Here is a 25,684-nt window from a genome sequence, read left to right as displayed (position 1 = left end):
CTTTCTCTTGACGACGTGTCGGTGGGTCCAGCTATATTGAATAGGTCGAACGGATGTTCGATAGCGGGGATCCGGCGATGCTCGAGGGAAGCGAGCATCGCCGGCCCCCGAACTCACGAACTGACTACGCCCGGCGGGGTGGTTGCACCGGGGTTTTGGAGGTGTTCGAGGTGATGACGAACCCGGTCACGGGACCGACCTCTGGGAACGCGCGCCGACCGGGTGACGTACGCAACCCGGGCTCCAGGCGGGGTTCGGCGCTGCTCGATCGCGCCGACGCGCTCCTCGCCCAATCGGTGGGGGCCGGTGGGCCGGCGGATCGATTCCACAGTGCGTATCTGGCCGCGCTCCGCGGCGCGGGCGCAGTGCTGGCCGCCGTCGAGGGGCCTGCGGCGGGGAGCAGACGGACACGAACGCGTAACGCCTGGGTTCTCATGGCCGACGCGGCGCCGGAATTCGTGAACTGGGCCGACTACTTCGCCGGGCACTCGGCCACCCGCGCCGCGATCGAGGCGGGAATGTCGCGAACCCTCACCGATCTCGAGGCGGACGAGTTCTTTGTCGAGGTCGGGCGCTTTCTCCAGCACGTCGAAGATCACATCGGACGGGGCGCAGGTCTCGATCTGCGGGCGTCGTAGCCGGGCTGTGGGCCGGAAACGGCGGGAAAACGGTGAGGCGTCCGCGACATTGCGGTGCCCCGAACGGGGTTCGGTGCGGGAGTCCGTAAGGTTGGTGTCGAACTCGTACGTGGAGTAGGTGGTACGGGGATCGAACTGCTCGTATTATTAAATCTAGGTAGCCGCCAAAGTCGGTTACCCACCGTCTCGCACCGTGAGGCGGTGGCCAACACTCCAGTGCCGGGGGAGGTACCGTGCCACTCTCCGAGCACGAGCAGCGCATGCTCGACCAGATCGAGAGCGCTCTCTACGCCGAGGATCCCAAGTTCGCCTCCACTGTGCGAGGCGGTCGCATGCGTGCGGCATCGAGTCGTCGTCGATTGCAGGCGGTGGCCCTGTTCGTTCTGGGGCTGGTCCTGCTCATCGCCGGCGTCGCCCTACCGATCAAGCCGGGCGGTTTTCCCGTCATCAGCCTGATCGGCTTCATCGTCATGTTCGGTGCCGGAGTCCTCCTCCTGTGGGGTGGAGGAAAGAGCAAGTCCGGACAGTCCTCACGTGGTGGCTCGACCACGCAAGGCGAGACCGGCCGTGCCGATCGCGGTAAGCCCCGAGGCGGGCGCAAGAGTGGCGGATTCTCGTCGCGAATGGAAGACCGCTTCAAGAAGAGATTCGAGCAGGAGTAGTTCGACCCGCTCGGCAACACAGTGGCGGCGTGGCAGGTGATGCCACGCCGCCACTGCTGTGTCCGGTCCGTGCTCCGGTCGCCTGGGTGCGGTAGGTCAGGGTCGATCCGGTGGGGCCAGTGAACGTTCCGGCCCACGAATCCCCACCCTCACCCACCTCGTTTCCCCACTTTCCCCCTGCGCCCCGCGATGGACCGCGAGGTGGGGGCGCCGGCTCCTCGTACTGTACTTTCACCTGGGCTTTTGCTGCTTATGGGGCCGATGTGCGACCGAGCCCGATCGGCTCGGCTCGTGTCGGTGATCACGTCGGGAATTTTCCCCCACCTTCTGCAATAAGCGTTGACCAGCAAGTATTGGGCAAATTGGGCGACAACACGCCGTTATCCACCTTGTGAGTGGGGGAAAGTGGGGTACTGTGGTGCGCAGCGGGGAGCGAAGGTGAACCGCCCGGGCATACGGCGTTCGATACGAACGTGGTGGGAGGTGTCGAGTGTTTCTCGGTACCTACACGCCGAAGCTCGACGACAAGGGGCGGCTCACGTTGCCCGCAAAGTTCCGGGATGCGCTGGCGGGAGGGTTGATGGTCACCAAGGGTCAGGATCACAGCCTCGCGGTGTATCCCCGGGAAGAATTCACCGCTCTCGCACGCAAGGCCGCGGCCGCGTCGAGAAGCGATCCGGAGGCGCGAGCCTTCGTTCGCGGACTGGCGGCAGGTACCGACGAGCAGCACGCAGATGCCCAGGGGCGCATCACCCTCTCGGCAGATCACCGTCGTTACGCGGGTCTCTCCAAGGACTGCGTAGTGATCGGTTCGGTCGATTTCCTCGAAATCTGGGATGCGCAAGCCTGGCAGACCTACGTCGAGGCGAACGAGGAGAACTACTCGCAGGCAACAGGAGTCGCGCTCGGCGAGATCGTCTGAGCGTGACCGCGTCCCCGCGAATGCCGCGAGGCCTCTGTCCGACGGAACCCTGACGCACTTCCCCAGCGCCAGGTTTTCATTTCGGGCAGGGACCTCGAAGCATTCGCCACGGCAACTGGCCGACAAGAGAAGTTCGAGCAGTGAACCCCGGCTTCGGGCGCTTCACCCGCACCACAGAGCAGGAGCCGGAGGGATCATGGTGGATCACGAGGGGGAAGATTCCTCGCCCGCCGATGGTTTCGGTCACATCCCGGTTCTGCTCCACCGCGCAGACGAACTGCTGGGCCCCGCGCTCACCGTGAACGACCCGCAGGGCGGGGGAGCCGTCATGATCGACGCGACCCTCGGTCTCGGTGGACATTCCGAGCACTTCCTGCGGACCTACCCTCAGCTGAGGCTCATCGCCCTCGACCGTGATCCGCACGCGCTCGAGATCGCCGGTGGCCGGCTCGCTCCGTTCGCCGATCGCATCACGTTCGTGCACACCCGCTACGACGGCATCGAGGATGCGCTCGCCCAGGCGGGCCTCCCCGCGCAGGAGTCGGTGCACGGGATCCTCTTCGACCTCGGTGTCTCCTCGATGCAGCTCGACGAATCGGATCGGGGATTCGCGTACTCGATCGACGCGCCCCTCGACATGCGGATGGACCCGACCACCGGCATCACCGCGGCCGAGGTCCTCAACACGTACAGCCACGGAGACCTCGCTCGCATCCTCAGCACGTACGGCGAGGAGCGCTTCGCAGGCAAGATCGCGTCGGAGATCGTCCGGCAGCGCGCGAAGGAGCCGTTCACCACCAGCGCAGCGCTGGTCGAACTGCTGTATCGCTCCATTCCTGCGGCGACCCGCCGTACCGGGGGACATCCGGCCAAGCGGACGTTCCAGGCCCTTCGAGTGGAGGTCAACGGCGAGCTCGATTCACTGCGCGCCGCGGTCCCGGCAGCACTCGACGCGTTGACCGTCGGGGGACGCGTCGTGTTCATGTCGTACCAATCCCTGGAAGACCGGGTCGTCAAGCAGGAAATCACTCCCAGGTCGAAGTCGAAGAGCCCCGAGGGGCTTCCTGTCGAACTGCCGGGGATGGGACCGGAGTTCCGGATCCTCACACGAGGGGCGGAGCGCGCGTCCGAACAGGAAGTCGAAGAGAACCCACGATCAGCCCCGGTGCGTTTGCGCGCTGCAGAAAGAATTGCCAGGAGGTCGGCGGCATGACGGTTCAGGTGAGTTCCACCGAGATGCGGCCCGCGCGGGCGGCCAACCGGACGGGCGCGGCTGAGCGGGCGTACAAGAAGCGCACCCAGCGCGCGGCTGTGCACAGTGGATCCGCGATCGCCGTCTCCGGCAAGAACCGCACCGGCACCCTCACCGCCCGCATCCCGTTCGTGGCGACGATCCTCGTTCTGCTCGCGATGGGCCTGGCCATGACGCTGCTCCTGACCACCCGATCCGCCGAGGACTCGTACCAGTTGAGCGCCGCCCGCGCTCACAACCAGTCGCTCGCGGAGGAGAAGGCGGCGCTCGAGCGTGACGTCGAGACCGCCAACTCCGCCCCGAAACTGGCGGAGGAAGCAGCCAAGCTCGGCATGGTGCCCGCCAACGATCCCGCTCGCCTCGTCGTCCACCCCGACGGCAGCGTCGAGGTCGTCGGAAAGCCGGCCCCGGCGTCGGGTGCACCCGTGCCGCCGCTGGACGTCGCCGCTCCGCCCACCCAGCGCGGCAACGCTGTCGCGACCGCCCCCAACCGCGGGACGACGCAGTCGCCGCGCGCCACGCCGCAGCCCGGCAATGGCACGGAGATCCAAGCGCAGGGTGAACAATTGGTTCCCGTGATCCCCTCGACCACCGCTCCGACGACTGCTCCACCGTCCGGCGGTCGCCGGTGAGTCGAAGCGCACCGAGAAGTCGTCCCCGGCGCCCCAAGGGCGCCGGTACGGCGTCCTTTCCGTTCAGACAACGGTACGGACGCCTGGTGATGTTCTTGGCGCTCGGCCTCGCCGCAGTGCAACTTCTGTGGATCCAGGTCATCGACGCACCACAACTGTCCGCGGAGGCGGCGAACCAGCGCACCACCACCGAGGTGGATCCGGCGCTGCGCGGGTCGATCACCGACCGCAACGCCAACCCCATCGCATTCACGATGGAAGCGAAGGCCCTGACGTTCCAGCCCGCACGCGTGCGGAAGGAACTCGAGGAGGCGAAGGCCAAGAGCGACACCGCCCCCGACGTCGACTCCCGTCTCGACGCGATCGCGAAGGAGATCCACGACCGGCTCGGCGACGCCGCACCCGAGAAGGAGCTGAAGGAGAAACTGCACGGCGACGACACGTTCGTCTATCTCGCGCGCAGCGTCGACCCCAACATCGCCGCGCAGATCAGCGACAAGTTCCCGGAGGTCGGACTCGAACGCCAGGACATCCGCGAGTACCCCGGCGGATCCCTTGCCGCCAACCTCGTCGGCGCCACCGGCTGGGACGGTCACGGACTGCTCGGCCTCGAGGACTCGCTCGACTCCACTCTCGCCGGCACCGACGGCTCCCAGACCTACGACCGAGGCTCCGACGGCGCGGTGATTCCCGGCAGCTGGCGCGACAAGCAACCGGCGGTGGACGGGTCGAGCGTCGAGCTCACCATCGACTCCGACCTGCAGTACTACGTCCAGCAGCAGGTGCAGATGGCGAAGGACAAGTCCGGTGCGAAGGACGCGTCGGCGGTCGTGCTCGACTCCCACACCGGTGAGGTGCTCGCGATGTCGAACGACAGCACGTTCAATCCGGCGATCGGGGTGGGCAACAATCCGCGGACCGTGGAGATGGGCAACCTGCCGGTGAGCACGCCGTTCGAACCGGGCTCCGTCAACAAGATCGTCACCGCGGCGGCCGCGATCGAGTACGGGCTCACCACACCGGACGAAGTTCTCGAGGTCCCCGGCAACATTCAGATGTCGGGTGTGTCGGTGAAGGACGCGTGGGACCACGGGGTCGCCCCGTACACGGCCACGGGCGTGTTCGGTAAGTCCTCCAACGTGGGCACCCTGATGCTCGCCCAGCGCGTGGGGGAGGACCGCTACGCGGACATGCTGTCCAGGTTCGGTCTCGGCCAGCGCACCGACGTCGGGCTACCCGGTGAGAGCGCCGGCAACGTCCCCAGTCGCGACCAGTGGTCGGGGGGCACGTTCGCGAACCTGCCGATCGGCCAGGGCCTGTCGATGACACTGCTGCAGATGACCGGCATGTACCAGGCGATCGCCAACGACGGCGTCCGCATCCCGCCGCGCATCGTCAAGGCGACGGTCGACGCGTCCGGGAACCGGACGGAGACCGAAGCGCCCGAGGAGGTGACGGTCGTCAGCCCCCAGACCGCGTCCACCGTTCGCGACATGTTCCGGTCCGTCACCCAGAACGACACGGGCAACCAGCGGGGTACCGGGGTGCAGGCCGCCGTCGACGGATACCAGATCAGCGGCAAGACGGGCACCGCCCAGCAGGTCGATCCCGCCTGCAAGTGCTACTCGAACTCGAACTACTGGATCACGTTCGCCGGGATCGCCCCGGCCGACAACCCGCGGTACGTCGTCGGAATCATGCTCAACGCGCCGACACGCAGCGCCGACGGCTCCGGCGGGCAGTCCGCCGCACCGCTGTTCCACAACATCGCGTCCTGGATGCTGCAGCGCGACAGCGTGCCGATGTCCCCGGACCCCGGACGCAGGCTGGTGCTGCAGGCCGATTGAGCGAAGGTCGGCCGAATCGGGTTCCGAGAGCTCTCGCGGTAATCTGACACGTCGGCCGTTCAGTGGACACGGACTTTTCCGTGGACGCAGGGAACTGCCGAGGTAGCACGCTGTATCGATCCGTGCACTACGCCGTTGTCAATGAGAGTCGACATCCGAGAGGAGCCCGGTGCCTGTTCCGTCCCGCCCGCAGTCGGCGTCAGTGGAGGTGAAGGTCACAGACAGCCTTCGCCCCGCCCAGCCGGTCCGTACCACGGTGAGCGCTCTGGCAGCGCTCGCCGGAGCGAGGGTCGAGGCACCCACCGGAACCGCCGAGCACGTGATCGTCACCGGGGTGGATCTCCGCGCCCAGGGGATCATCGAGGGCGATCTGTTCGCGGCCCTTTCCGGGGCCCGCGCGCACGGCGCGGAGTTCGCCGCCGACGCCCTCGCACGCGGCGCGACCGCGATCCTCACCGACGAGGCCGGATTCGAGCTGGTGTCCGCACTGGGCTCCGACATGCCGGTGCTCGTCCACGACGACCCACGGGGCGTTCTCGGTGAGCTGTCCGCCACCATCTACGGCCGACCCTCGGAGAAGATGCAGGTCATCGGCATCACCGGAACGTCGGGGAAGACCACGACCTCGTACCTCGTCGAGGCCGCGCTCACCGCCGCGGGGCGGACGACCGGTCTCGTGGGCACCATCGAGACCCGGATGAGTGGCCGCCGGGTGCCGAGCGCACTGACGACCCCCGAGGCGCCGCAGCTCCACGCCCTGTTCGCCGTGATGCTCGAGCAGGGCATCGACACCGTGGTCATGGAGGTGTCCAGCCACGCGCTGTCGCTCGGCCGCGTCGACGGAGTCCGCTTCGATGTGGGCGCGTTCACGAACCTCTCCCAGGACCACCTGGACTTCCACCGCGACTTCGAGGACTACTTCGCCGCCAAGGCGCGGCTCTTCGCAGCCGATTCGTCCGTGCACGCACAGCACGCCGTCATCTGTGTCGACGACGTGTGGGGGCAGCGGATGGCCGACGTCGCGCGGGGCGCGCACTCGATGGTGACGACGGTGGCCACCACGCCCGAGGCCGAGGGCGCGGTGTGGACGGCGGGCCCGGCGACGGTGTCGCCCTCGGGCTCGCAGACCTTCGCGCTCACCACGGCCGAGGGCACCACACTCGACGTGGAGCTCCGTCTGCCGGGGCAGTACAACGTCGCCAACGCCTCCCTCGCCGTTGCGCTGTGCGCCGCGCTGGGTGTCGATCCGCGCGACGCCGTCGAGGGCATCGCCGGGGTCGACGTGCCGGGCCGGGTGCAGCGGATCGACCGAGGGCAGGACTTCCTCGCCGTCGTCGACTATGCGCACAAGCCTGCAGCGGTCGAGGCCGTGATCGCCACGCTGCGCGAGCAGGTGCACGGCCGCGTCGCCGTCGTCGTGGGTGCGGGCGGCGATCGCGACGCAGGCAAGCGGCCGCTGATGGGCGCCGCGGCCGCCCGCGGAGCCGACCTGCTGATCATCACGGACGACAACCCCCGCACCGAGGATCCGGCGAAGATCAGGGCCGCGGTCCGCGAGGGCGCTCTCGGAGTGCCCGAATCCGAGCGGGGACAGGTGTGGGAAGTAGCGGACCGAGCGAAGGCGATCGCCGACGCCGTCGGCTGGGCGCAGGCAGGCGACGTGGTTCTGGTCGCAGGCAAGGGACACGAGATCGGTCAGGAGATACACGGGGTGAAGTACCCATTTGACGACCGCGACGTACTGGGCGACGCGATCGAGCGACAGGTCGGAGGAGCGCGATGATCCCGATGACACTCGCTCGCATCGCCGAGATCGTGGGCGGCGAACTGCACGACGTCGCCGATCCGTCGGCCGAGGTGACGGGAACGGTCGAGTTCGACTCGCGGAAGGTCACCGCCGGCGGACTGTTCCTCGCACTGCCCGGCGCCCGAGTGGACGGCCACGATCACACGGCCTCGGCGGTCGAGGCCGGTGCGGTCGCGGTCCTGGCGGCACGCCCGGTCGGCGTCCCCGCCGTCGTCGTCACCCCGACACCGAGCGACGTCCCGAGCAAGGCGATGGCACTCGAACACGACACCGACGGATCGGGCGCCGCCGTGCTCGCGGCCCTCGCGAAGCTCGCGCGCGCATCAGTCGACGACCTCACCGCGAAGGGGCTCACCGTCGTCGGCGTCACCGGATCAGCGGGAAAGACGTCGACGAAGGATCTGCTCGCCGCCGTCCTGCGCCCCCTCGGCCCCGTCGTCGCGCCGCCCGGATCGTTCAACAACGAACTCGGCCACCCGTGGACCGCCCTGCGCGCGGACGCGGACACGGGATTCCTGGTTCTGGAGATGTCGGCCCGCGGCCGCGGCCACATCGCCTCCCTCGCGAACATCGCGCCCCCGAAGATCGGGGTCGTCCTCAACGTGGGCACGGCGCACCTCGGCGAATTCGGTTCGCGTGACGCGATCGCCGCCGCCAAGGGCGAACTCGCGGAGTCGCTGCCCTCGGCGGACGACGGTGGCGTCGCGATCCTCAACGCAGACGATCCGCTGGTGGCAGCCATGGCCCCGCGCACGTCGGCCCGGGTGGTCCTCGTCGGCCAGTCGGAGTCCGCGCACGTGCGGGCCACCGACATCGTGCTGGACGAGAAGGCAAGGGCGCGTTTCACTCTCACGGCGCCGGCGGGCAGTGTGTCCGTCGAGCTCGCCGTGCACGGCGAACACCAGGTCGGCAACGCGCTCGCCGCGGCGGCGGTGGCGCTCGAATGCGGGGCGGACCTCCAGCAGATCGCGCAGGCTCTCTCCGATGCCGCCGCCGTCTCGGCCCGCCGGATGGACGTCCGCGACCGGCACGACGGTGTGACCGTCGTCAACGATTCGTACAACGCGAACCCCGACTCGATGCGGGCGGCCCTGAAGGCGCTGGTATCGATGGCCAGGACCGGCCGGGGGGCGGCGCGCCGGAGTTGGGCGGTGCTCGGAGAAATGGCCGAGCTGGGTCCAGAATCAGTGGTCGAACACGACGCCATCGGCAGATTCGCCGTCCGGCTGGACGTGAGCAGGCTGATCATCGTCGGAACGGGCAGGCCCGCCCGCGCGATGCACCAGGGTGCGGTCATGGAAGGTTCGTGGGGTGAGGAGTCGATCCTCGTCCCCGACATCGCCGGTGCGGTCGCATTGCTCGAACAGGAACTGGCGCCGGGTGATCTGGTGCTGGTCAAGGCGTCGCAGTCCATCGGATTGTGGGAGGTTGCGGACACGGTGTTGGCGGGAAGCACGGGACAGAAGGGTTCGGAGGCTACGCGGTGAGACAGATCCTCTTCGCGGCGGGCATCGCGCTCGCCGTCTCGATTCTGCTGACCCCCGTTCTCATCAAGGCCTTCTCCCGTCAGGGGTTCGGCCAGGAGATCCGTGTCGAAGGTCCGGCGAGCCACCAGTCGAAGCGCGGCACCCCGACGATGGGTGGCGTCGCCATCCTCGCCGGACTGTGGGCCGGCTACTGGGGTTCGCACCTGATCGGCATCGGCTACAACGCGGACGGGCCGTCGGCATCGGGACTGCTGGTTCTCGGCCTCACGACGGCGCTCGGCGGGGTCGGGTTCCTCGACGACTTCATCAAGATCCGCAAGCAGCGCAACCTCGGTCTGAACAAGACGGCGAAGCTGGTCGGCCAGCTCATCGCGGCAGTGGCGTTCGGCATTCTCGCGCTGCAGTTCCGGGGCGCGAACGACCTCACGCCGGGCAGTGAGCACCTGTCGTACGTGCGTGACATCGCGACGGTCACGATGGGCTCCGTCGTGTTCGTCGCGTTCTGCTACCTGCTGGTGAGCGCGTGGTCGAACGCGGTCAATCTCACCGACGGCCTCGACGGTCTCGCTGCCGGTTCCATGAGCCTGGTGCTGGGGGCGTACGTGATCATCACGTTCTGGCAGTACCGCAACGCGTGCGAGACGAGTCCCGGCAAGGGCTGCTACGACGTCCGCGATCCGCTCGACCTGGCCCTGATCTGCGCGGCCGGTGCCGGTGCGTGCATCGGATTCCTGTGGTGGAACGCGGCGCCCGCCAAGATCTTCATGGGCGACACCGGTTCGCTGGCACTCGGCGGCATGCTCGCCGGACTGTCGATCACGACGCGCACCGAACTGCTGATGGTCGTGATCGGCGCGCTGTTCGTCGCCGAGGCGGCATCGGTCGTGATCCAGGTCGCGGTGTTCCGGTCGAGCCGAAGACGAGTGTTCCGGATGGCTCCGTTCCACCACCACTTCGAACTCGCCGGGTGGGCGGAAACCACGGTGATCATCCGGTTCTGGTTGCTGGCCGCCATCGCCTCCGCGATCGGGCTCGCGCTGTTCTACAGCGAGTACCTGGCAGCGATCGGGGGCTGACGACGTGGCAGAGGAACACGGCGGGCTCGACTGGTTGCGGGGTCGCAGCGTCCTCGTCGCCGGTGCGGGAGTCTCCGGCCGGGCCACCATCGAACCTCTTCGTGACCTCGGTGCGCTCGTCACCGTCACCGACGCGAACGTCGACGCCCTCGCCGAGTGCGCGCGACTCGGCGCCGCGACCGTCCCGATCGACGATCTGCTCGCCGAGCGGGACCGGGTCGCCGAGTTCGCGCTGGTCGTGACGAGTCCGGGGTTCCGTCCGGACGCGCCGCTGCTCTCGCTCGCCGCCGGGGACGGGGTGCCGATCTGGGGCGACATCGAGTTCTCCTGGCACGTCGACCGGGCCGGGCTCTACGGTCCGCCCCGGCGGTGGCTGGTGGTCACCGGAACCAACGGCAAGACGACGACGACCTCCATGTTGCAGTCCATCCTCGAGGCGGCCGAGCTGCCGAGTCTGGCCTGCGGCAACATCGGGCTTCCGGTACTCGACGCCCTGCGGCAGACCGAACCCCGGGCAGAGGTGCTGGCGGTCGAACTCTCGTCGTTCCAGCTGCACTGGGCGCCGTCGGTCCGGCCGACCGCAGGCGCGATCCTCAACATCGCCGAAGATCATCTGGACTGGCACGGCGGGATGCAGCCGTACATCGATGCGAAGGCCCGCGCCCTGACCGGTGAGGTCGCGGTGCTGGGGCTGGACGACGAAGTCGCGTCCTCTCTCTTCTCCTCGTCCCTCGCAGTCCGGACCCTGGGTTTCCGGCTCGGTGTGCCGGCGTCGGGCGAACTGGGTGTCGAGGACGGGTATCTCGTCGACCGCGCGTTCGGGGACGGCGAGCGGCTGGCTCCGGCCGAGGGGATCACCCCGCCCGGGCCTGCCGGACTGATGGATGCCCTGGCCGCGGCGGCTCTGGCCCGGGCGATCGGAGTTCCGCCGGATGCCGTCGCTGCAGGTCTGGCCGCCCACGTCGTGGGCCCGCACCGAGCGGCACACGTCGCCGACGTCGGGGGAGTGACGTTCGTCGACGACTCCAAGGCCACCAACCCGCACGCCGCCCGCCCGTCGATCCTCGCCCACGAGCGGGTGGTGTGGATCGCCGGTGGTCTGCTGAAGGGTGCGCGGGTCGACGACCTCGTCCGCGAGGTGGCCGGTCGCCTCGCCGGCGCCGTCCTGCTCGGCCGCGATGCGATGCAGATCGCAGAGTCCCTTGCGCGACACGCCCCCGAGGTTCCCGTGGTCACTGTCGAAACGGGAGACGATGCAGGTGTGAGTGCAGTCCCGCAGACCGCGACGCACCGGGTGGTGCTGCCGGCGGACACCGACAGCGACGCCGTGATGGGTGTCGTCGTGCGCGAAGCGGCTGCGCTCGCAACGGCAGGGGATTGCGTCGTCCTGGCGCCCACGGCGGCCTCGCTCGACATGTTCGACAGTTACGGCCACCGGGGGCGCAGCTTCGCGGACGCCGTCGGCAGGCTCGACGAGTCGGACATCTCCAGGACGCTGCGATGACCTCCGCCGGAGCCCGCACCCGCCGCGTCCCCGAGGGACAGCGGTCCCCGGCCCGCACGGCGGCCGCCCCCGGGGTGGCGAAGCGTGCAGCGTCGAGTCCTCGCACGCGCACGGCACCTCCGCGCGGCCCGCGCACCCGGATCGGGGCCTGGCTGTCGCGGCCTCTGGCGTCGTTCCACCTCGTGGTCACCATCGCGTTTCTGCTGACGGTGCTCGGCCTGGTGATGGTGCTGTCGTCCTCGAGCGTGGAGGCCTACGCCTCCGACGGTTCGGCGTACACCCTCTTCACCCGGCAGGCGCTGTTCGCGGCTCTCGGACTCGGCCTGTTCTACGCGGCGCTGCAGATCCCGGTCCGGGTGATGCGCGCCCTGTCGTTCCCGGCCTTCGCGGTCACGATCATCCTGCTGGTCCTGGTCCTCATACCCGGCATCGGCACCGTGTCCCAGGGCACCCGGGGCTGGTTCGTCGTCGCGGGATTCTCGTTGCAGCCCGCCGAGCTCACGAAGATCGCGCTGGCAGTGTGGGGTGCGCACATCCTGGCGTCGCGGCGCAGCGACATCTCCAGTATCCGGGACATGCTCGTTCCGCTGGTGCCGGCCGCGCTCGTCGCGTTCGTCCTGATCATCCTGCAGCCCGACCTCGGAACGACGGTCTCGCTGGCCATCATCCTGATGGCGCTGCTGTGGTTCGCGGGCCTGCCGCTGAAGCTGTTCATCGCGATCGTCGGCACCGGCTTCGGCGGAATCGTGATCCTCGCGCTCACCGCCGGCTACCGCTCCGCTCGCGTGCGCGAGTTCCTCAATCCCGGTTCCGACCCGCAGGGCATCGGGTACCAGTCGCGGCAGGCGATGTATTCGCTCGCCGACGGCGGGATCCTCGGGCGAGGGCTGGGGCAGAGCCGCGCGAAGTGGAGCTACCTGCCGAACGCCCACAACGACTTCATCTTCGCGATCATCGGCGAGGAGCTCGGATATCTCGGCGGCGCCGCCGTGCTCGGCTTGTTCGGACTGTTCGTGTACACGGGCCTGCGCATCGCGGCCCGATCCGCCGACCCGTTCCTGCGCCTGCTCACCGGAACGGCGACGGTGTGGATCACCGGACAGGCGTTCATCAACGTCGGATACGTGATCGGGCTGCTGCCCGTCACCGGCCTGCAGTTGCCGCTGGTGTCGGCCGGCGGAACGTCGACGGCCACCACTTTGTTCATGTTCGGCCTCGTCGCCAACGCGGCGCGGCACGAACCGGAGGCGGTCGCCGCGCTGCACTCCGGACAGGACGGCCCGTTCGGTCGTCTCCTGCGGCTCCGCAAGCCGGAGGCGTATTCGCCGGTGCGGGCCGACGCGGCACGCGCCGAGGCCGTGCGCCGCGCCGAGGCCCGCCGGCGGGCCGGTCGCGAGATGGCCCCACGGACCCGCAGCGTCACATACGAGAAGGGCCGCCCCGAACGCGGCAAGGGCCGCACCCCCGAACGAGGTGCACGTCAACAGCGAAGCTCGGGTGGCCGAGCAGGAGAGCGAGGATTTCGTAGGTGAACGGCGACAAGTCCACCCTGTCGGTGATCGTGGCCGGTGGTGGTACCGCCGGGCACATCGAACCGGCTCTGGCAGTGGCCGATGCGATCAAGGCGATCGACGACACCGCGGTGGTGACCGCTCTCGGTACGGCGCGTGGCCTCGAAACCACCCTGGTTCCCGAGCGGGGCTACCCGCTCGAGCTCATACCGCCGGTTCCGCTGCCCCGTAAACCCACCCTCGACCTGCTGCGGCTTCCCGGCCGGGTGCGCGCGTCGGTGCGCCGCACCCGCGAGGTGCTCGACGCGACCGGTGCCGACGTCGTCGTCGGATTCGGCGGGTACGTCGCGCTGCCGGCCTATCTGGCGGCCGGCCCCGGACTGCTCCGCCGCCGGCGTCGCATTCCGATCGTGGTGCACGAGGCGAACGCCAGCGCGGGGATCGCGAACAAGATCGGTGCCCGCCGCGCCGCCCGGGTCCTGGCCGCGGTCGCTGGTTCCGGAGTCTCCGCACGCGGCCGCTCGGACGCGGAGATCCTCGGGATCCCGGTCCGGGCGTCGATCACCGGTCTCGACCGGGCGGCCCTGCGGGCGGAGGCGCGCGCACACTTCGGGCTCCCCGCCGACGGTCCCGTGCTGCTCGTGTTCGGCGGTTCGCAGGGCGCGCGGTCGCTCAACGAGGCCGTGTCGGGCGCGGCCGAGTCGCTCGCTGCGGCCGGTGTGGCCGTCCTCCACGCGCACGGACCGAAGAACACGCTCGACGTTCCCGCGACACCGGGCGGCCCGCCGTACGTGGCCGTTCCCTACCTGTCGCGGATGGACCTCGCGTATTCGGCCGCGGACGCGGTGATCTGCCGGTCGGGAGCGATGACGGTGGCGGAGGTGTCGGCGGTGGGACTTCCCGCGGTATACGTGCCGCTGCCCCACGGCAACGGGGAGCAGGAACTGAATGCGCGACCGGTGGTCGCGGCCGGAGGTGGAATGATTGTCGCCGACGGAGACCTGTCCGCCGGATTCGTCGCGGAGACCGTGATCCCTCTGCTGCGCGACCCCGCACAGCTCGAGGACATGGGACGACGTGCGGCCGGCGCGGGTCACCGCAGCGCAGCCACCGAGGTTGCGCGGATCGTGCTCGACGTGGCCGCGCTGACAAGGGGAACCCGATGACCGACCTGCCCGCGGAGTTGGAACGTGTCCACATGGTCGGGATCGGCGGCGCCGGAATGTCCGGAATCGCGCGGATCCTGCTGGCCAGGGGTGGGCAGGTGTCCGGATCGGACGCCAAGGAGAGCCGCGGCGTCCTCGCGCTGCGCGCCCGCGGCGCGCACGTCCGCATCGGCCACGACGCCGGCGCGCTCGACCTGCTGCCCGGCGGCCCGACGGTCGTGGTCACCACGCACGCCGCCATCCCGAAGGACAACCCGGAACTCGTGGAGGCGGCCCGGCGCGGGATACCCGTGATCCTGCGACCCGCGGTGCTGGCCTCGCTGATGCAGGGGCACCGCACCCTGCTGGTGTCGGGCACCCACGGCAAGACGTCGACCACGTCGATGCTGGTGGTGGCGCTGCAACACTGCGGTTTCGATCCGTCGTTCGCAGTTGGCGGCGAACTCAACGAGGCCGGAACCAACGCCCACCACGGCAGCGGCGACGTGTTCGTCGCGGAGGCCGACGAGAGCGACGGTTCGCTGCTCCAGTACGAACCGGACGTCGTCGTCGTCACGAACGTCGAAGCCGACCACCTCGACTACTTCGGCAGCACCGAGGCGTACATCCAGGTGTTCGACGATTTCGCGGCACGTCTGTCGCCCGGCGGTCTGCTCGTCTCCTGTCTCGACGATCCGGGGTCCGCGGCGCTCGCGCAGCGGGTGGCGGCGCGGGGACTGCCCGGTGTGCGGGTGCTGGGATACGGCAGCGCCGAGAACGCCGACGGGGCCTTCGCACCTGTCGACGGCGTCGAGGTCGGCGCGCGACTGCTGAGCTTCGAGGCCCGGGACGTCGGCGGAGTCCTGCAGTTCCAGCTGGCCGGCGAGCAGTCGCCGAGGACGGTCCGGATGGGTGTGCCCGGCAGGCACATGGCGCTCAACGCGCTGGCCGCTCTCCTCGCCGCCCGGGAAGCCGGCGCCGACGTGGACGAGATCCTCGAAGGCATTGCCGGATTCGGGGGAGTGCACCGCCGGTTCCAGTTCACCGGCCGCGAGCACGGGGTCCGCGTGTTCGACGACTACGCGCATCACCCCACGGAGGTGCGCGCCGTGCTCGGCGCCGCCGCCGATCTGGTGCGCCAGCCCCACGAGGCCGACCGTCGCGAATCCGAGGATTCGGTGCGCAGCGGCAAGGTCATCGTGGTGTTCCAGCCCCACCTGTACTCCCGTACAGCAACATTCGCGGAAGAATTCGGGCACGCGCTCGACCTCGCCGACGAGGTCGTGGTCCTCGACGTGTACGGCGCGCGGGAAGAACCGCTCCCGGGCGTCAGCGGCGCCCTGGTCGCGCTGTCGGTGTCGAAGCCGGTGCACTACCAGCCCGACCTGTCGCAGGCGCCGCGGCAGGTCGCGGCACTCGCGACCCCCGGGGACGTGGTGATCACCATGGGTGCCGGTGACGTGACGATGCTCGGCAACCAGATCCTCGACGCTCTGCGTGCGGCTCCGCACCACCACCCGTCGCGATGACGCGGGAGCGTCGGGGCCGGTCCGAGCGGCCGGACCGCCCTGTCCGCCGCGACGTCCAGCGCAGTCCGAGGCCGGGGCGTGCGGCCGGTGCCCGCGCGACGGCGAGCGATCGGACGTCCTCGCGCCGGCGCACCTCGACGGTCACCGACCCCGGAACGCGGCGCACCCGCGAATCGGCTTCGGCGGCACGGAAGTCCGCGGCGGCGGAGACGCCGCGGCGGCCGTGGTACCGGCGGCCGGCGGTGATGGGCGTCGTCGGTGTCGTCGTGGTCGTGGCGCTCGGTCTCGTCGCCTGGTTCACGCCGCTGCTGTCGGTGCGGGAGACGGACGTCGCGGGGGCGACGTCGATCTCCGAGGAGCAGATTCGCCAGGTGCTGGCGGTGCCGCAGGGGCAGCCGTTGCTGCGTGTCGACACGGAGGGCGCGGCTCAGCGGGTCGCCGCGATCCCGAAGGTGGCGACCGCGCGCGTCCAGCGGGTGTACCCGTCCACCATCCGGGTCACGGTAACCGAGCGGGTGCCCGTCGTGTTCGTCGACAGTCCCGGCGGTACCCATCTTCTCGACGCGGAGGCCGTGGATTACGAGATCGCACCGCCGCCGCCCGGGGTGCCGCGTCTGGTGACGGAGACGCCGGGGTGGGGTGACCCGTCGACGGAGGCGGCGATCGAGGTGCTGGAGTCGATGCCGCCTCAGCTCCGCGGTCAGGTGGGACAGGTTGCGGCGAAGTCGATTTCGGATATCTCGGTGACGCTGCTCGACGGCCGGACCGTGGTGTGGGGCGGCACGGAGAAGTCCGAGCGCAAGGCTGCGGTCACCCTGCCGCTGCTCACCCAGCCCGGGCAGACGTACGACGTGTCGAGTCCCGACCTGCCGACGGTACGGTGAGGGGTCGTGACCCGGATGCGAAAGAGTTGCGGGCGAGTTCGTCAAATAACTCGGCGCGTCTCGGCGCGCCTAATGGCGTATCCGTATGGCGGTGCATAGCGTTTCGCTCTAGTCGAGCAGCACTTGACATAACCGTAACCCTATGGTTGAGGTTGAGGGTTCAGGCTGGACTGATCTGTACGAAAGCGTGATACACACTCATGGAAGGCGAGAGCCGATGACGCCCCCGCACAACTACCTCGCCGTAATAAAGGTCGTCGGCATCGGCGGCGGCGGCGTGAACGCAGTCAACCGGATGATCGAGCAGGGACTCAAGGGAGTCGAGTTCATTGCCGTCAACACCGACGCGCAAGCGCTGCTGATGAGTGACGCCGACGTCAAGCTCGACGTCGGCCGGGAACTCACCCGCGGGCTCGGAGCCGGCGCGGATCCCGAAGTCGGCCGCAAGGCCGCAGAAGACCACAAGGACGAGATCGAGGAAGTCCTCAAGGGTGCCGACATGGTGTTCGTGACCGCAGGCGAGGGCGGCGGCACGGGTACCGGTGGCGCACCGGTCGTGGCGAGTATCGCGCGCAAGCTCGGAGCCCTCACCGTCGGTGTCGTCACCCGCCCCTTCTCCTTCGAGGGCAAGCGCCGCGGCGGCCAGGCCGACACCGGCATCCAGTCGCTGCGTGAATCGTGCGACACCCTCATCGTGATCCCGAACGACCGCCTCCTGCAGCTCGGCGACGCCGCAGTCAGCCTCATGGACGCGTTCCGCAGCGCCGACGAGGTCCTGCTCAACGGTGTCCAGGGCATCACCGACCTCATCACCACCCCCGGTCTGATCAACGTCGACTTCGCCGACGTCAAGGGCGTCATGTCCGGCGCAGGTAGCGCGCTGATGGGCATCGGATCCTCGCGCGGCGAGGGCCGGGCCATCAAGGCCGCGGAATCGGCGATCAACTCCCCGCTGCTCGAGGCGTCGATGGAGGGTGCGCGCGGCGTGCTGCTCTCGATCGCCGGTGGCAGCGACCTCGGCCTGTTCGAGATCAACGAGGCCGCGTCGCTGGTGCAGGAAGCTGCCCACATCGACGCGAACATCATCTTCGGCACCGTCATCGACGATTCGCTCGGCGACGAGGTGCGGGTCACCGTCATTGCCGCCGGGTTCGACGGCGGCGCCCCCGCCCGTCGGCCGGTCGAGTCGGGCGCTGCCGGTCGCAGTGCCATCGGTGCCGGGCGGGCGGGCGAGGTCGGACAGCAGGCCGAGCAGCAGCACAGCGAGCCGATGTCGGTGACCCGCGAGACGATCAGCTCCCACCAGAGCCCGAGCAGTCTGCCGCCGCTTCCGGGAAACGGTCAGTCCCGCGCGGTGCCGGTGTCCGACGAGGAGGGTGAAGACGAAGTCGACGTGCCCTCCTTCATGCGTCGTTGAGTTCGTCGTCCGCTCCCGATTTCAGGGTTCGCCGGGTCGTCACCACCCGTGCCGGAGGACTCTCCGTCGCACCGTACGACACGTTCAACCTCGGTGATCACGTCGGCGACGATCCGGCCGCGGTGGAGGCGAACCGGCGTCGGCTGGCCGACAGCATCGGCGTGGCCTTCGACCACCTGGTCTGGATGGAGCAGATCCACAGTCGCAACGTGACCGTGGTCGACGGGCCCACCGACGTGCCGGTTCCCGCCACGGACGCGCTGGTGACGACGGTGCCGGGGCTCGCACTCGCGACCCTCAGCGCCGACTGCGTCCCGGTGCTGCTGTCCGACGACGAGGCCGGGGTGATCGCCGCCGTCCACGCCGGCCGGATCGGCGCCCGCATCGGCATCGTTCCGCGGGTGCTCGACGTCATGGTCGAGCAGGGGGCGCGGGTCGACCGGATCGGCGCGTTCCTGGGTCCGGCGGCGAGCGGCCGACAGTACGAGGTCCCCGCGGCGATGCAGGCGGACGTCGAGAAATTCCTTCCCGGCAGCGCCATCCGCACCGTCAAGGGGACCCCCGGCCTCGACCTGCGGGCCGGTCTGCGGAAGCAACTGCTCGACGCGGGTGTCGCGGGAGTGGCGGAGGATCCGCGCTGCACCATCGAGGACCAGACGCTGTTCAGTCATCGCCGGCAGGCCCCGACCGGTCGGCTCGCGGCGGTGATCTGGATGGATACTGGGCAAGACAGCATGTGACGACGGCCGCCGGTGGGCGGCGAGGATTCGGTGTGGGAGTGGAAACGATGGGCAGGGTCGGGGAGATCGAGGCTGCGCTGGGCGCTGTGCGCGCACGGCTCGACGCGGCGTGCCGGGACGCCGGCCGCGACCCCGCGGAGGTGTCGCTGCTGCCCGTCACCAAGTTCTTCCCCGAATCCGACGCGCGGATCCTGTACGACCTCGGGTGCCGCGAATTCGGGGAGTCACGTGAGCAGGAGGCCACGGCCAAGATTGCGGAGTTCCGGACCGCGGTGACGGATCCGTCGGTGCGGTGGCACATGATCGGGCACCTCCAGCGCAACAAGGCGAAGGCCGTCGCGCACTGGGCGTACGCCATCCACTCGGTGGACAGCGAACGACTCGTCGGCGCCCTCGGCCGGGCGGCGACCACGGCTCTCGAGGCGGGGGAGCGGCCCGAGCCGCTGCGGGTGCTGCTGCAGGTCAGTCTGGACGGCGATCCGCAGCGCGGCGGTGCCGCGATCGACGACCTCGAACATCTTGCCGCGCAGGTGCAGTCGTCGCCGGGACTCGAATACCGCGGGCTGATGGCGGTTCCGCCGATCGACGCCGACCCCGACGCGGCGTTCGAGGAACTGGAGAAGATTCACGCGCGGCTCCGGCGCGACCATCCGGATGCGACGGACCTCTCAGCGGGCATGACGAATGATCTCGAGCACGCTGTCCGACACGGGTCGACGTGCGTGCGTGTCGGAACCGCGCTGTTGGGTTCGAGGCCTATAACCTCGAAATAGATCGCCCAGGTGATCGCCAACCCGTCCACACCGCTGCGACCGGTCGCAGTTGGATCCTGTCCGCCGCGCCAAGGAAGGTCGATCAATGAGCAGTCTGCACAAGTTCAAGGCTTACTTCGGCATGGTTCCCCTCGACGACTACGAGGACGAGTACCTGGACGAGCCGGAACCTGCGCGCAGGCCCGCTCGACCGGCGCGTGACAGTGGACGTGATCCATACCTCGACCGTGACGACCGTGACTTCGTGGAGCCGGCCTTCAGCAAGGCCGCCTACGCTCCCGGCCGCCGGGACGACCTCGACGACGACTTCGACCGGTACGACCCCCCTCGGCACTCGTCCCGGGTCGAACCCGTGGCCGTCCGGTCGGCCCGTCCCAGTGCGAGCGGTGCTGTGCGCGGCAGCACCCGTGGCGCGCTGGCCGTCGACACGCGGTCCGAGCGGGTGGAGAGTCGTCGCGGACCCCTCTTCGACGAAGGGGGCCCGCTGTCCAAGATCACTACGCTGCGGCCCCGCGACTACGGGGAGGCCCGGACCATCGGCGAGCGGTTCCGTGACGGCACCCCCGTCATCATGGACCTCGTCGAGATGAGCAACGCCGACGCCAAGCGTCTCGTCGATTTCGCCGCCGGGCTGGCATTCGCGCTGCGCGGGTCCTTCGACAAGGTGGCCACGAAGGTGTTCTTGCTCTCACCCGCAGACATCGACGTGTCCGCCGAGGAGCGTCGCCGCATCGCGGAAACCGGCTTCTACAGCCAGAAGTAAACCGGGGAGCGGGGGAAACGACCATCGGGATCCGAACGTCCGAAACGGCGCGGGCCGCGGCGGCTGTGGCGAAGAAAGCCCTGGCCACGCGGCTCGTTTTGATCGGCCGGACATTCTCAGGCAGAGTGAAGGTGTGGCCTTGTTCTCGGTGATCTACTTGATACTGTTTGTCTTTTGGCTGCTACTCATCGGCAGAATCATTGTCGAGTTCGTACGGACCTTCGCACGAGACTGGCGGCCAACCGGCGTCGTGGTCGTCATTCTCGAAGCGATTTTTACGGTCACCGATCCACCGGTCAAACTGCTCCGGCGGTTGATCCCCCCGATCAATCTCGGTGGGGTGCGGTTGGATCTATCCATCATGGTCTTGCTGTTCATCGTCTTCATCCTGATGTCGATCGTTCAGGGACAAGCGCGTGCCACGGGTCTGGTGTGACAGAATGGACCCCATTGATCCAGTCTTGTTTCACCGTTACGTAGACTGCGCTGTAACTGAATGCTTGCTAGACCGCCAAATGACGCGTGAAGGGATCCTTCCATGCCGCTGACTCCCGCTGATGTGCACAATGTCGCGTTCAGCAAGCCACCGATCGGTAAGCGGGGCTACAACGAAGACGAAGTCGATGCGTTTCTCGACCTCGTCGAGCAAGAGTTGTCGCGCCTGATCGAGGAGAACGCCGACCTTCGGCAGCGAGTAGGGGAGCTCGACAAGGAGCTCGCCGATGCGAAGAAGGCTCCACGCCCCGCGTCCGCGGCGCAGACTCCCGCTCCCAAGGCGGAGCCGGCTCGCGTCGTCGAGCAGCCCAAGGCTCCCGCGCCGGCACCGGCTCCCGCCGCTGCGGCTGCGGCCGCTCCCGCACAGGGCGCCGACGCTCACATGCAGGCCGCCAAGGTTCTGGGTCTCGCCCAGGAGATGGCGGACCGCCTCACGAGTGACGCGAAGACGGAGTCCGAGCAGCTGCTCGGCAATGCGCGCACCAACTCGGAGCAGCTGGTCAGCGATGCGCGGACCCGTTCCGAGACGATGATCGCGGATGCTCGCCAGAAGTCGGAAGCACTGATCACCGACGCTCAGACCCGTTCCGAGACCCAGCTGCGCCAGGCCAAGGAGAAGGCCGACGCGCTGCAGGCGGACGCGGAGAAGAAGCACACCGAGATCATGGCGACGATCAACCAGCAGCGTTCCGTGCTGGAGGGTCGCATCGAGCAGCTCAAGACGTTCGAGCGCGAATACCGTGTGCGCCTGAAGTCGTACCTGGAGTCGCAGCTCGAGGAACTGGAGCAGCGGGGATCCGCGGTTCCGGTGGACGGCGGTCAGGATTCGTTCGCGCAGGGTGGATCGCAGTCCAATTACAGCCAGTCCTACGCCAAGGGCAATAGCTGACTGAGCGCGCGGTAGTTGCCCAGCCAGCGGCCCGGATAGAGGTTGAGCCGTGCTGGTCGTGACACTCGCTCTTGCAGCGGTGGGGTTCGCTCTCCTGGTGGTGGCTCTCATGACCGGTTCGGTCGTGTGGGCCTGGGGATGCATCGTAGTGTGCGTCGCCGGAGCGGTCCTGCTGCTCGTCAGCGCCCTCGCGGGCAAGAAGGCGGCGGTCGTGCCGGGGCAACCCGCGAGCGGTGTCCCCGGTGAACGCGGTCCCGCACGGGACGCGGACACGGGGCCCGGACCCGACGAGGGCGACTGAGCTGCCGCACGCCGGTGGCGGCTAGACTGCATTCAGCGAATAAATCAGTAACCGAGTTTCGCGGCGACGATCCGGCCATCACCGGGGAGCCTTCGGAAGAACGGCCGGTACGCCGGCTCAGTAGAACCGAACGGGTGGGCCCGTCACAGCCCGGCACCGAGAGGCGCCCTCCGGGGTGCAAGCGGGGTGGTACCGCGGTGGTGACGCAGGAGGCGTCTCCGTCGTCCCCGTGCCGAGTACGTCAGGCACGAGGAGATCGCGGTGACCGACACCAGCAACGTGACCAGCAGCAACGAGTCCTACCCCAAGGTCGACTACGGCGTCTCCCAGGATGCGGGTGTCCGGTTCCCCCAGATCGAGCAGCGTGTGCTGGCCGGCTGGGACGAGGACGACACCTTCCGGGCATCGGTCGCCCAGCGTGACGACGCCCCCGAATTCGTGTTCTACGACGGTCCGCCGTTCGCGAACGGTCTCCCGCACTACGGCCATCTCCTGACGGGGTACGTCAAGGACCTGATCCCGCGGTTCCAGACCATGCGCGGCAACAAGGTCGAGCGCCGATTCGGCTGGGACTGCCACGGACTGCCCGCCGAACTCGAGGCGGAGAAGCAGCTCGGCATCAAGGACAAGTCCGAGATCGACGTCATGGGTCTCGAGAAGTTCAACGAGTACTGCAAGTCCTCCGTGCTGCGGTACACGGACGAGTGGCGCGACTACGTCACCCGTCAGGCCCGTTGGGTCGACTTCGACCACGATTACAAGACCCTGGACCTCGACTTCATGGAGTCGGTCATGTGGGCGTTCAAGGAACTGTTCGACAAGGGCCTGATCTACCAGGGCTTCCGTGTGCTGCCGTACAGCTGGTACGAGCAGACGCCGTTGTCGAACCAGGAGACCCGGCTCGACGACGCGTACAAGATGCGCCAGGATCCCGCCGTCACGGTCGACATGCCGCTGCACGGTGAGGGCCCGCTCGACGGCGCCAACGCGATCATCTGGACCACCACGCCGTGGACGCTGCCGTCCAACCTCGCTGTCGCGGTGCACCCGGACATCGACTACGTCCAGGTGACGGGCGCCGACGGCAAGCGCTACGTGCTCGCCAAGGATCGGCTGGGGCACTATGCCCGCGAACTCGGCGAGGCTCCCGAGGTGCTGTCCGAGCACAAGGGTTCGGACCTCGTCGGGCTCCGTTACGACCCGCCGTTCGACTTCTTCGTCGGTCACGAGAACGCGCACCGCGTCATCTCCGCCGACTATGTCACCACCGAGTCCGGTACCGGAATCGTCCACCTCGCACCGGCTTTCGGTGAAGAGGACATGGAGTACTGCACGGCGAACGGAATCGAGATCGTGCAGCCGCTCGACCCGGGCGGCAAGTTCACGGCGATGGTGCCGCCCTACGAGGGTCTCCAGGTGTTCGACGCGAACCCCGTGATCATCAAGGACCTCAAGGCTGCTGGAAAGTTGCTGCGGCACGAGACGATCGAGCACTCGTACCCGCACAGCTGGCGCAGCGGGCAGCCGCTGATCTACATGGCGGTCCCGTCGTGGTTCGTCGCGGTCACCAAGTTCCGCGACCGCATGGTCGAGTTGAACCAGGACATCACGTGGGTGCCCGAGCACATCCGCGACGGACAGTTCGGCAAGTGGCTCGAGGGCGCCCGCGACTGGAACATCAGCCGCAACCGGTACTGGGGCAGCCCGATTCCGGTGTGGGTGTCCGACGACCCGGCGTACCCGCGCACGGACGTGTACGGCTCGCTCGACGAACTCGAGCGCGACTTCGGGGTGCGGCCGACGGATCTGCACCGGCCGATGATCGACGACCTGGTGCGCCCGAACCCCGACGACCCCACCGGGAAGTCGATGATGCGGCGCGTGCCCGAGGTCCTCGACTGCTGGTTCGAGTCCGGGTCGATGCCGTACGCGCAGGTGCACTACCCGTTCGAGAACCGTGAATGGTTCGACGGTCACTTCCCGGGCGATTTCATCGTCGAGTACAACGGCCAGACCCGCGGCTGGTTCTACACGCTGCACGTGCTGGCGACGGCGCTGTTCGATCGTCCCGCTTTCAAGACCGTTGCGGCCCACGGCATCGTCCTGGGCGAAGACGGACTGAAGATGAGCAAGTCCAAGGGCAACTACCCGGACGTGAAGGAGGTGTTCGAGCGGGACGGTTCGGACGCCATGCGCTGGTTCCTCATGTCCTCGCCGATCCTCCGCGGCGGGAACCTCGTCGTCACCGAACAGGGCATCCGCGAGGGTGTCCGGCAGGCGCTGCTGCCGCTGTGGAACGCGTGGAGCTTCCTGCAGCTGTACGCGCCGACGTCCGGTGAGTGGCGCACGGATTCGACGAACGTCCTGGACCGGTACATCCTCGCGAAGCTGGCCGGAACCCGGGACGCCATCACCGGCGCGCTCGAGACGAACGACATCGCCGGGGCGTGCGACGAACTGCGCACGTTCTGCGACGCGCTGACGAACTGGTATGTGCGGCGGTCGCGTTCGCGCTTCTGGGACGAGGACAAGGACGCCGTCGACACCCTCCACACGGTGCTCGAGGTCGTCACCCGGCTCGCCGCTCCGTTGCTGCCGCTGGTCAGTGAGGTGATCTGGCGGGGGCTCACCGGCGGACGGTCCGTGCATCTCGCGGACTGGCCCGCCCAGGGTGAGCTGCCGGCGGATGCGGAGTTGGTGTCGGCGATGGACGAGGTCCGGTCGGTGTGCTCGACGGTGCTGGGACTGCGCAAGGCCCAGAACCTCCGGGTGCGGCTGCCGCTGCCCGAGGTGACGGTCGCGTCCGACGACGCGGAGCGCCTTCGCCCGTACCTGGGTCTCATCGCCGACGAGGTGAACGTCAAGAAGGTCGACCTCACCACCGACGTGGACGTGCACGGCCGGTTCGAGCTGGTCGTCAACGCCCGCGCCGCGGGGCCGCGCCTGGGCAAGGACGTGCAGACCGTCATCAAGGCCGTGAAGGCCGGTGACTGGTCGGAGAATTCGGACGGCGTCGTCGTCGCGGCGGGGATCGAGTTGCTGCCGGAGGAGTACACGCAGCGGCTGGTCGCCGCCGAGCCGGAGTCGACGGCAGCCCTGCCCGACGGGGCCGGTCTGGTCGTCCTGGACTCGGCGGTCACCGAGGAACTGGAAGCCGAGGGGTGGGCGAAGGACCGTATCCGCGAGTTGCAGGACGCGCGGCGCGCCGCCGGGCTCGAGGTGTCCGATCGGATCACCGTCGTCCTCGACGTGCCCGCGGAACGGCGGGACTGGGCACTCGCGCACCGGGAGCTGATCGCGGGCGAGATCCTCGCCGTCGAGCTGGAACTGGCCGAGGCGCCGGGCGACGCCGTCGAACTCGGTGAGGGTGTGCGGGCGGCGATCGCCAAGGCATGACCTGTCGGACCGGG

At 68.7% G+C, this 25,684-nt stretch carries 22 protein-coding genes; all 22 read left to right on the top strand.

Annotation, left to right across the window (positions count from 1 at the left end; genetic code table 11):
- The first annotated feature begins 173 nt into the window (after positions 1 to 173).
- The 22 genes from CJ177_RS37130 (at position 174) to ileS (ending at position 25,670) form a co-directional block, all read left to right on the top strand.
- The gene (locus CJ177_RS37130) at positions 174 to 638 is read left to right on the top strand and encodes an SAV_6107 family HEPN domain-containing protein (protein WP_257014874.1); all 465 of its coding nucleotides are present in this window, start codon (positions 174 to 176) and stop codon (positions 636 to 638) included.
- 233 nt (positions 639 to 871) lie between these two features.
- A complete protein-coding gene (locus tag CJ177_RS37125) occupies positions 872 to 1,300 on the top strand; it encodes a DUF3040 domain-containing protein (protein ID WP_005247640.1) in 429 nt (142 codons plus the stop codon).
- Positions 1,301 to 1,790: 490 nt separating this feature from the next.
- On the top strand, positions 1,791 to 2,222 hold the full coding sequence (gene mraZ / locus CJ177_RS37120; protein WP_005247637.1) for a division/cell wall cluster transcriptional repressor MraZ: 432 nt from the start codon (positions 1,791 to 1,793) through the stop codon (positions 2,220 to 2,222).
- 196 nt (positions 2,223 to 2,418) lie between these two features.
- Positions 2,419 to 3,435, top strand: a complete 1,017-nt coding sequence (gene rsmH, locus CJ177_RS37115; protein WP_005260190.1) for a 16S rRNA (cytosine(1402)-N(4))-methyltransferase RsmH — start codon at positions 2,419 to 2,421, stop codon at positions 3,433 to 3,435.
- Positions 3,432 to 4,106: a hypothetical protein gene (locus CJ177_RS37110; protein ID WP_005247633.1), complete on the top strand. Its 675-nt coding sequence runs from the start codon at positions 3,432 to 3,434 to the stop codon at positions 4,104 to 4,106. The genes rsmH and CJ177_RS37110 overlap by 4 nt, the downstream gene beginning before the upstream one ends.
- Positions 4,103 to 5,953: a penicillin-binding protein 2 gene (locus tag CJ177_RS37105; protein WP_005247630.1), complete on the top strand. Its 1,851-nt coding sequence runs from the start codon at positions 4,103 to 4,105 to the stop codon at positions 5,951 to 5,953. Before CJ177_RS37110 ends, CJ177_RS37105 begins: the two co-directional genes overlap by 4 nt.
- A gap of 169 nt (positions 5,954 to 6,122) precedes the next feature.
- Positions 6,123 to 7,736: a UDP-N-acetylmuramoyl-L-alanyl-D-glutamate--2,6-diaminopimelate ligase gene (locus CJ177_RS37100; RefSeq protein ID WP_061698842.1), complete on the top strand. Its 1,614-nt coding sequence runs from the start codon at positions 6,123 to 6,125 to the stop codon at positions 7,734 to 7,736.
- Positions 7,733 to 9,247 (top strand): UDP-N-acetylmuramoyl-tripeptide--D-alanyl-D-alanine ligase, encoded by a 1,515-nt coding sequence (gene murF, locus CJ177_RS37095; RefSeq protein ID WP_095870135.1) that lies wholly within the window; start codon positions 7,733 to 7,735, stop codon positions 9,245 to 9,247. Before CJ177_RS37100 ends, murF begins: the two co-directional genes overlap by 4 nt.
- Positions 9,244 to 10,323 carry a phospho-N-acetylmuramoyl-pentapeptide-transferase gene (mraY, locus tag CJ177_RS37090; protein ID WP_005247625.1) on the top strand — a complete coding sequence of 360 codons (1,080 nt, stop codon included), beginning with the start codon at positions 9,244 to 9,246 and terminating at the stop codon, positions 10,321 to 10,323. The genes murF and mraY overlap by 4 nt, the downstream gene beginning before the upstream one ends.
- 4 nt (positions 10,324 to 10,327) lie before the next feature.
- Positions 10,328 to 11,827, top strand: a complete 1,500-nt coding sequence (murD, locus tag CJ177_RS37085; RefSeq protein ID WP_095870134.1) for a UDP-N-acetylmuramoyl-L-alanine--D-glutamate ligase — start codon at positions 10,328 to 10,330, stop codon at positions 11,825 to 11,827.
- Complete coding sequence (gene ftsW / locus CJ177_RS37080; protein WP_061698846.1) at positions 11,824 to 13,359, top strand: putative lipid II flippase FtsW; 1,536 nt, start codon at positions 11,824 to 11,826, stop codon at positions 13,357 to 13,359. Before murD ends, ftsW begins: the two co-directional genes overlap by 4 nt.
- Positions 13,356 to 14,504: an undecaprenyldiphospho-muramoylpentapeptide beta-N-acetylglucosaminyltransferase gene (gene murG, locus CJ177_RS37075; RefSeq protein WP_005247177.1), complete on the top strand. Its 1,149-nt coding sequence runs from the start codon at positions 13,356 to 13,358 to the stop codon at positions 14,502 to 14,504. Before ftsW ends, murG begins: the two co-directional genes overlap by 4 nt.
- Positions 14,501 to 16,012: a UDP-N-acetylmuramate--L-alanine ligase gene (gene murC, locus CJ177_RS37070; protein WP_025432872.1), complete on the top strand. Its 1,512-nt coding sequence runs from the start codon at positions 14,501 to 14,503 to the stop codon at positions 16,010 to 16,012. The genes murG and murC overlap by 4 nt, the downstream gene beginning before the upstream one ends.
- Positions 16,009 to 16,896, top strand: coding sequence for a cell division protein FtsQ/DivIB (locus tag CJ177_RS37065; RefSeq protein WP_257014873.1), 888 nt, complete (start codon positions 16,009 to 16,011; stop codon positions 16,894 to 16,896). Before murC ends, CJ177_RS37065 begins: the two co-directional genes overlap by 4 nt.
- Before the next feature lie 217 nt (positions 16,897 to 17,113).
- Positions 17,114 to 18,313, top strand: a complete 1,200-nt coding sequence (gene ftsZ, locus CJ177_RS37060; RefSeq protein ID WP_005247614.1) for a cell division protein FtsZ — start codon at positions 17,114 to 17,116, stop codon at positions 18,311 to 18,313.
- Positions 18,310 to 19,053 carry a peptidoglycan editing factor PgeF gene (pgeF, locus tag CJ177_RS37055; protein WP_005247612.1) on the top strand — a complete coding sequence of 248 codons (744 nt, stop codon included), beginning with the start codon at positions 18,310 to 18,312 and terminating at the stop codon, positions 19,051 to 19,053. Before ftsZ ends, pgeF begins: the two co-directional genes overlap by 4 nt.
- Before the next feature lie 38 nt (positions 19,054 to 19,091).
- Positions 19,092 to 19,826 carry a YggS family pyridoxal phosphate-dependent enzyme gene (locus CJ177_RS37050; protein ID WP_025432870.1) on the top strand — a complete coding sequence of 245 codons (735 nt, stop codon included), beginning with the start codon at positions 19,092 to 19,094 and terminating at the stop codon, positions 19,824 to 19,826.
- An 85-nt stretch (positions 19,827 to 19,911) separates the two neighbouring features.
- Positions 19,912 to 20,589: a cell division protein SepF gene (locus CJ177_RS37045; protein WP_025432869.1), complete on the top strand. Its 678-nt coding sequence runs from the start codon at positions 19,912 to 19,914 to the stop codon at positions 20,587 to 20,589.
- 133 nt (positions 20,590 to 20,722) lie between these two features.
- Positions 20,723 to 21,025, top strand: a complete 303-nt coding sequence (locus CJ177_RS37040; protein ID WP_005247609.1) for a YggT family protein — start codon at positions 20,723 to 20,725, stop codon at positions 21,023 to 21,025.
- A 102-nt stretch (positions 21,026 to 21,127) separates the two neighbouring features.
- The gene (locus CJ177_RS37035; protein ID WP_005247608.1) at positions 21,128 to 21,973 is read left to right on the top strand and encodes a DivIVA domain-containing protein; all 846 of its coding nucleotides are present in this window, start codon (positions 21,128 to 21,130) and stop codon (positions 21,971 to 21,973) included.
- Positions 21,974 to 22,022: 49 nt separating this feature from the next.
- Positions 22,023 to 22,274 (top strand): hypothetical protein, encoded by a 252-nt coding sequence (locus tag CJ177_RS37030; protein ID WP_005247607.1) that lies wholly within the window; start codon positions 22,023 to 22,025, stop codon positions 22,272 to 22,274.
- A 261-nt stretch (positions 22,275 to 22,535) separates the two neighbouring features.
- Positions 22,536 to 25,670: an isoleucine--tRNA ligase gene (gene ileS / locus CJ177_RS37025; RefSeq protein WP_005247606.1), complete on the top strand. Its 3,135-nt coding sequence runs from the start codon at positions 22,536 to 22,538 to the stop codon at positions 25,668 to 25,670.
- Positions 25,671 to 25,684: the final 14 nt, after the last annotated feature.

Source organism: Rhodococcus sp. ACPA1 (assembly GCF_002300195.1).
GTDB classification, from domain to species: domain Bacteria; phylum Actinomycetota; class Actinomycetes; order Mycobacteriales; family Mycobacteriaceae; genus Rhodococcus_F; species Rhodococcus_F opacus.
This window is presented reverse-complemented; position numbering and strand designations above follow the sequence as displayed.

What these genes read in the sequence shown, in the direction of transcription:
- CJ177_RS37130 (WP_257014874.1), top strand. Translation starts at nt 174, where the DNA reads ATGACGAACCCGGTCACGGGACCGACCTCTGGGAACGCGCGCCGACCG.
- CJ177_RS37045 (WP_025432869.1), top strand. Translation starts at nt 19,912, where the DNA reads ATGAGCAGTCTGCACAAGTTCAAGGCTTACTTCGGCATGGTTCCCCTC.
- CJ177_RS37065 (WP_257014873.1), top strand. Translation starts at nt 16,009, where the DNA reads ATGACGCGGGAGCGTCGGGGCCGGTCCGAGCGGCCGGACCGCCCTGTC.
- CJ177_RS37035 (WP_005247608.1), top strand. Translation starts at nt 21,128, where the DNA reads ATGCCGCTGACTCCCGCTGATGTGCACAATGTCGCGTTCAGCAAGCCA.
- murC (WP_025432872.1), top strand. Translation starts at nt 14,501, where the DNA reads ATGACCGACCTGCCCGCGGAGTTGGAACGTGTCCACATGGTCGGGATC.
- ftsZ (WP_005247614.1), top strand. Translation starts at nt 17,114, where the DNA reads ATGACGCCCCCGCACAACTACCTCGCCGTAATAAAGGTCGTCGGCATC.
- murF (WP_095870135.1), top strand. Translation starts at nt 7,733, where the DNA reads ATGATCCCGATGACACTCGCTCGCATCGCCGAGATCGTGGGCGGCGAA.
- ftsW (WP_061698846.1), top strand. Translation starts at nt 11,824, where the DNA reads ATGACCTCCGCCGGAGCCCGCACCCGCCGCGTCCCCGAGGGACAGCGG.
- CJ177_RS37110 (WP_005247633.1), top strand. Translation starts at nt 3,432, where the DNA reads ATGACGGTTCAGGTGAGTTCCACCGAGATGCGGCCCGCGCGGGCGGCC.
- rsmH (WP_005260190.1), top strand. Translation starts at nt 2,419, where the DNA reads ATGGTGGATCACGAGGGGGAAGATTCCTCGCCCGCCGATGGTTTCGGT.